The organism is Cryptosporangium minutisporangium (assembly GCF_039536245.1).
Classification (GTDB): Bacteria; Actinomycetota; Actinomycetes; order Mycobacteriales; family Cryptosporangiaceae; genus Cryptosporangium; species Cryptosporangium minutisporangium.
The window spans coordinates 40,744-46,991 of sequence record NZ_BAAAYN010000046.1 but is presented as its reverse complement, the minus strand read 5'-3'; the positions used below and the strand labels follow the sequence as shown (position 1 = coordinate 46,991).

The 6,248-nt window shown below is 73.3% G+C and carries 5 protein-coding genes; 2 read left to right on the top strand and 3 right to left on the bottom strand.

The genetic code is table 11. The annotated features are described in order from the left end of the window. Positions 1 to 585: PucR family transcriptional regulator (locus ABEB28_RS32870; RefSeq protein ID WP_345732153.1), on the top strand; the 585-nt coding region annotated here is incomplete at its 5' end. A gap of 12 nt (positions 586 to 597) precedes the next feature. On the opposite strand, the gene ABEB28_RS32865 is transcribed toward ABEB28_RS32870, so the two are convergent. Beyond that, on the bottom strand, positions 598 to 1,554 hold the full coding sequence (locus ABEB28_RS32865; RefSeq protein WP_345732152.1) for an alpha/beta hydrolase: 957 nt from the start codon (positions 1,552 to 1,554) through the stop codon (positions 598 to 600). A 125-nt stretch (positions 1,555 to 1,679) separates the two neighbouring features. On the opposite strand from ABEB28_RS32865, the gene ABEB28_RS32860 reads away from it, so the two are divergent. Further along, complete coding sequence (locus tag ABEB28_RS32860; protein WP_345732151.1) at positions 1,680 to 2,648, top strand: pirin family protein; 969 nt, start codon at positions 1,680 to 1,682, stop codon at positions 2,646 to 2,648. 188 nt (positions 2,649 to 2,836) lie between these two features. On the opposite strand, the gene ABEB28_RS32855 is transcribed toward ABEB28_RS32860, so the two are convergent. Together ABEB28_RS32855 and ABEB28_RS32850 are read right to left on the bottom strand one after the other, a co-directional pair. Continuing rightward, the gene (locus ABEB28_RS32855; protein WP_345732150.1) at positions 2,837 to 4,480 is read right to left on the bottom strand and encodes a carboxylesterase/lipase family protein; all 1,644 of its coding nucleotides are present in this window, start codon (positions 4,478 to 4,480) and stop codon (positions 2,837 to 2,839) included. A 150-nt stretch (positions 4,481 to 4,630) separates the two neighbouring features. After that, a complete protein-coding gene (locus ABEB28_RS32850; protein WP_345732149.1) occupies positions 4,631 to 6,142 on the bottom strand; it encodes a CYTH and CHAD domain-containing protein in 1,512 nt (503 codons plus the stop codon). Positions 6,143 to 6,248: the final 106 nt, after the last annotated feature.

The window sequence follows — 6,248 nt, the reverse complement described above, 5'->3', positions numbered from 1 at the left end:
CTCCAGCGTCGCGACGGCACCGGCTCGCCCGCCGCCGACCTACGCGCCGCCCTCCGCGACCGCGCCGGGGAGAGTCGCGCCACCGCGGACGCGACGCCCCGCCGCGGTGGAGCGCCGACGTCGACCGGCATCCGGGTGGGCGTCGGCGGCAACGTGGACGGGCTGGCCGCGGAGGCCTCGTGGGCCCAGGCCCGCCTGGCGCTCCGGTTCGCGTCCCCGGCCGGTGCTCCGGCGGCCGATCCCGGTGACGCCGTCGTCGACCACGATGCGCTGGGCCCGCTCGCGCTCTTGGCCGAGATCCCCACCGCCCGGCTGCGCGACCAGCCGGACGTCCGGGCCCTGGACGCTCTGGCGCGCACCGACAGCGGCGCGCTCGACGTCGCCGCGCTGGAGGCGTTCTGCCGTACCGGGTCGCTCCGCCAGGCCGCGGCCGCGCTCTACCTGCACCACAGCTCGGTCGCCGCGCGCCTCGCGCACGTGGAGGACGCCCTCGGCTGGCGCCTGGACGAACCGGGCGACCGCTTCCGGGCCCAGCTCGCGCTCTGGGCCCGGAAGCTGGCGGGACCCCTGGAGCCGGTCCCCTAGGGTTCGGCGTCGCTAGACCCGGAGCGCCTTGCGGAGGACGGCTAGGCCCTCGGCCGCTTCGCGCTTCGAGACCTCCGCGGTGGCCACCAACCCCGACCCGTGGAACGTCCCCGGGAACAGGTGGAGCTCGACGCTGATCCCGGCAGCGAGCAGCGCCAGCGCGTACGCGATGCTCTCGTCCCGCAGCGGGTCGAACTCCATCGCCGAGACGTAGGCGGGCGGCAGCCCGGTGAGGTCGGTGGCCCTGGCGGGTGCGGCGTACGGGCTCACCTCGTCGGTGCCGCGTCTCCCGGCACCGAGGTACGCGTCCCAGCTGAAGATCGCCCGGGGCCGGCTCCAGAGCGGAGTGTCGACGAACGTCCGCATGCTCTGCGTCTCCAGCCGGTCGTCCACCTCGGGTACGCCCAGGTACTGGAACGCGAGCGCCGGCCCACCGCGGTCCCTGGCGAGCTGCGCGAGCCCGGCCGCCAGGCCACCACCGGCGCTGATGCCGAACAGCGCGATCCGCGACGCGTCGACGCCCAGTTCATCGGCGTGGTCGGCGAGCCAGACCAGGCCGGCGTAGCAATCCTCGAGTGGCGCCGGGAACGGGTACTCCGGCGCGAGCCGGTACTCGACGCTGACCACGACCGCGCCGATGCCCGCGCTCAGCTCCTTGTTCCGCTGGTCGTCGATGTCGATCGAGCCGAGGACAAAACCTCCGCCGTGGATGTCGTAGATCGCCGGCAGCGGCGCCGACTCGCCCGGCCGGTGACCCTTCGGACTGAAGATCCGCAGCAGGACGTCGGGTGCGCCTTCCGGCCCGGGCACGCGGACGTCGCGGACGTCCACGTCCGTCTCCCCGTCCGGGCCCGCCAGCTGAGTGAGTAGCTCGGCCTGCATGGTCCGCGTCGAGGCCAGGTCGTCCAGGTCGACGACGGGCAGCAGCGGGATGACGGCGGCGAGTTCGGGGTCGAAAGCGTAGGTCACGAAGGTCCTCCTCGGCGAGGGCTCAGCGGGCCCGACGATCGTGGCATCGTCGCTGCACACCGGTCATCCGACAGGCGTCGGACATCAGCGGCGGGAAACCCGACACCGCGACGTACGCTCGCCCCGTGAGCAACCTCGATCCCGCGCCCACCGAGGCCACCTGCGGCGGTCGGTCGGACGTCGCGACGGCGCCCGTCCGCGAACTCCTGATCGGCCGGGACGTCGTCCTCGGCGGCCCCCGGGGGCTGACCGTGACCCGGACGCTGCCCCACCGCGACCGGCGGATGGTCGGTGCGTGGTGCTTCGTCGATCACTACGGACCGGAAGACATCGGGTCGGGCGGACCGGGCGGGATGCGCGTGCCACCGCACCCCCACATCGGGCTCCAGACCGTCAGCTGGCTGGTGCGCGGTGAGGTGCTCCACCGGGACAGCCTCGGATCGGAGCAGCTGATCCGGCCGGGACAGCTCAACCTGATGACCGCGGGCGTCGGTATCTCGCACGCCGAGGAGTCACCGGCCGACCGCACGCCGATCCTGCACGGCGCCCAGCTCTGGGTCGCGCTACCCGCGGGGGAGCGTGCGGTGGCGCCCGCGTTCGCGCACCATGGCGATCTGCCGGTGGTGGCGCGCGACGGCCTGACCGTCACCGTCCTGATGGGGACGCTGGAGGACGCGACCTCGCCGGCGCGGACCTACACGCCGCTGGTCGGCGCCGAGGTGCTGATCGGTGGGGACGGCGGCACGCTCGCGCTGCGTCCGGACTTCGAGTACGCGGTGCTGGCGTTCGAGGACGGGCCGGTGGTGGATGGCGAACCGGTCCCGGCGGGCGGCCTGGTCTACCTGGGTACCGGCCGCACCGAGCTGCCGTTGACCGGCGCCGGCCGGACCCTCGTGCTCGGCGGCGAGCCGTTCGAGGAGCAGATCGTGATGTGGTGGAACTTCGTGGGGCGGAGCCACGACGACATCGTCGCGGCCCGCGCCGACTGGGAGGCCGGCCGCGGGTTCGGCACCGTGACCGGCTTCGACGGCGCTCCCCTGCACGCACCCGAACTCCCCACCACCCCCCTCAAACCACGAGGCCGCACCCGCTGACCGCGTAGCGGCTCGAGCTCGAACCTGGAGCCCGCCCAGAGCGGGGCCGGCAGTCGAGCGCGAGGCCGCAGCGAACCGCTGAGCCGCCGTTGTCAGGCGCCGCGCGAGGCAACTTCCGCTGGGCTCGACCTAGCTGTGTCTCAAGGCCTCGCGCTCGCCTGTCAGCGTCGTTCTGGGCGGGCCGCCCACTAAGAGCGCAACGAGACTGTGGGGTTCTTCGCCCAGAAGTCGCAGTTGTGCTCGGTGGCGAATCGGTCGGTCGGCAGCGCCGTCGACCCCTGCGGCACCAGCGCCTGCATCGACGAGCCGCCCGGCGAGAACGTTCCCCACTTCGGCGCCCCGTCGACGTTCGGGTCACCGTCGGCAGCGAAGCTCGTCCAGTACGCGACCATCTCGCGGCTGAGCTGCTGGGCCGTCTGCGGCAGCCCGCCGAGCCGCTCCATCTCGAACAGGTACGGCAGTTCCGCGGCGTGCGCGGCCTTCAGCGGATAGTTCCCGATCTTCGGCAGCGGCGCGTTCGGGTCGTTGAACTCGTACGCGTAGACCGTCGTCCGCTTCGCCGCCGACTGGTTCGTCCGCAGCGCCGGGCAGGAGAACGTGGAGTCGGTGACGATCGCGCCCAGCGCGTCCCCGGGAGTGCCGTACTTCGACAGCGGGTATCGGGCGAGGATCTGGTCGGCCAGGGGTCCGGTCGCCCGCCGCACCGCGGCCGGGTACAGCGCCGGGCCGATGCCGGAGAGCCCCAGCGAGAGGATGAACAGCCGGCCCTCGTCGTGGTTCGTGCCCTGCAGCAGCGGCACGTTCTGGAACTTGCCCTCCGCGAACGCGGACTCGATGTCGGTGGGCTGCACCGGGTTACCGCTGGACGGTGCGTAGGTCAGGCTCGTGCTGGTGGCGGTCGCCGCCGAGCGGATCGCGGCCGACGACTTCCCGCGCAGGCAGGTCAGCACCTCCGCGCCCCGGCAGCCGAGCTTCGCCGCCAGCGCGGTCCCGGTCTGCTCCGCCTTCGCCTGCGTCGGCCCGCGCAGCGCGCACCCGCTCTCCGCGATCGCCTTCGCGAACAAGCCCTTGGCCTGCGGCGCGATCATCTGGGCACAGACGCTGCCGGCACCGGCCGACTCGCCGAACAGCGTGACGTTCTTCGGGTCACCACCGAACTCCGCGACGTTCTTCTGCACCCAGCGGAGCGCGGCCTGCTGGTCGAGCAGCCCGTAGGTGCCGGAGCCCAGCTCCTGTTCCCGGGAGAGCTCCGGCAGCGCGAGGAAGCCCAGCGCGCCGAGCCGGTAGTTGATCGTCACGACGACGGCGCCGCCCTGAGTGACCAGCCGGCCGGGGCCGTAGTCCGAGCCCGCTCCGCTGGTGTAGCTGCCGCCGTGGATCCACACCATCACGGGGAGCTTGCCGTCGCGGCCGGCCTCCGGCAGCGTCCGGCGGGCGGTCCCGGTCGTCGGCGTGTAGACGTTCAGGTACAGGCAGTCTTCGATGGTGCTGCCCTTCCCGGACTCGCCGCCGCTCACGAGGCTGGACCCCTGCGTGCAGGCAGCGCCCGGCTTCGTCGCGTCGCGCTCGCCGGACCACTTCTCGGCGGGCTGCGGCGGCCGCCACCGCAGGTTCCCGACCGGCGGCGCCGCGAACGGAACGCCGAGGAACGACCGGTAACCGGCGGCGGACGAGCCGCGGAGGGCTCCGCCCTCGGTGGTGACGACGGTCGCGTCCAGGTCGACCGCGCTCTTGCCGCCGTTGCTCGACTCGTCATCGGTACACGCTGCCAACCCGGCAGCAAGCGTGACCGCGAGCAAAGCCGCTGGGACCCGCCGGAGGAACGACCGCATCAGTGGGCCCTCTCTAACACCGCGCAACTGGAACACCGGACGGTACCGCGAAGTACCAGACCCGAGTCCGCGAACGTCCGAGTTTTACCGCGCTACGCCCACGAGCGACAATCGGCCTCGCCCGACGTACTACGCGGGATCGACGCGCACTCAACGCAGCGCGCGTCCCGCCGCCCGGACGGCCTTGCGCACGACGGGGATGCGCGCCTCGACGGCGTCGGCGGCGGCCTGCTCCCCGCGATGGAGAAGCCCGAACGTGAAGCCGTTCTCCCCCGCCAAGTGGGCCTGCATGCCGAGCTCGCGCAGCACCTGACGCGCGACCACGCTGTCCTGGTGGGCGCCGAGCTCCTCCTGGACGTCCTCCATCGCGGTGGCGTAGCGCTTCGCGGCCTTCCCGAGCGCTGGCCGGGCCAGCTCTCCCGCGTACCGGGCGCGCTTCGCGGCCTTCCGGGCCTCGTGCAGCTCGACGTCGCGCTGCTCACCCGAGGGCAGCGCAGCCGCGGCATCCACTCGACGCGCGACCCGGCGCTGACCGCGGCGCAGCGTCCTCGGCAGGGCCCGGGCGGCGCGACCGCGTGCCTTGCGCGTCAGCGGCGGGTCCTCGACCAGCGCGTCGAGCGCGTCCAGCAGCGCGAAGTACCGCTTGCCGTTCAGCGCCGCGAGCACGTGCTCGCGCGCCTCGCCCTGCTGGTGCGCGAGGTGACCGGTGACCCGCGCCTGCACCGGGCCCACCACGAGTTCGTCGGCGGTCGCCGCGATCTTCTCGTCCAGGCTCGCGCGCAACACCTCGAGATCGCGCGCCTCACCGAGGACGCCGGCCAGCCACTTCAGCTCGTCGGTGACCGGCCGGGTGGCCGAACGATCGACGACCGCGCCGAACGTCTGCAGCGCGGACCGGAGCCGGCGGGTGGCCACCCGCATCTTGTGCACCGCGTCCGGCTCGTCCCGGCGGACCCGGGGGTCGTACTCGAGCATCGTCCAGACCTGCTCGCGCAGGTGGTCGACGACCAGCTGCCCCACGGTCGGTCGACGCCGCGGCGCACCCTGGTCGGCGGCCGGCTGCGTGCCCAGCACCCGAGCCAGCTTCGACGCGCTCGGCGAGCGGCGCACGCCCGCCGAGCGGAGCCGCGCTTCGACCGTGTCCAGCACCTCGCGCGACCCGCCGGCCAGCTCGACCTCCAGCTCGGACCAGGACGACAGCGTCGACTCAGCTCCGAGCGTCTGGCCGGCCACCTCGTCGGCGACGACCTCGGCGAGCACCGATCCCCCGGTGTCCCGCAGCCGACGGCGGGTGCGGGTGGTCCGGATCCGCGCCACCGGCTCCAGCGTCCGGCCCCGGGTGTACGCGGCGACCAGCGCGGCGAGCTCGGCGGGTACGGTGCGGCTCGCGCGCCCCAGCGGCCAGTGGATCTCGTCCCGGCCGTCCGGTCCGGCGGGCAGCTTCAGGTGCCAACCCGCGTCCTCACCGCCGGTCCGCCTGCGCAGCGTCACCCGGTGGGTGGCCAGCCGCAGGTCCGTGGTGTCGAAGTAGACCGCCTCCAGTTCGAAGACGTCCGCCGCCCGATCGACCGCGATTCCTGGCAGGTCGTCCAGGCTGGGGATGGACACTCCCTCGGGCAGTTCGTACTTCCGCTCGATCTCTCGAACCGCTGTCTGTGCCACGCGCTCACTCCCTCGGTCCAGCTACCTCCAGACCTATCCCGCAGCACCCGTAGGGCAAACGCATCGAGTCGAGGAGTGAACTGGTGGCCGACCGCAGACGTGGACC

Excerpts from the sequence above, each read along its gene's own strand:
- ABEB28_RS32855 (WP_345732150.1), bottom strand. The coding sequence starts at position 4,480 with ATGCGGTCGTTCCTCCGGCGGGTCCCAGCGGCTTTGCTCGCGGTCACG.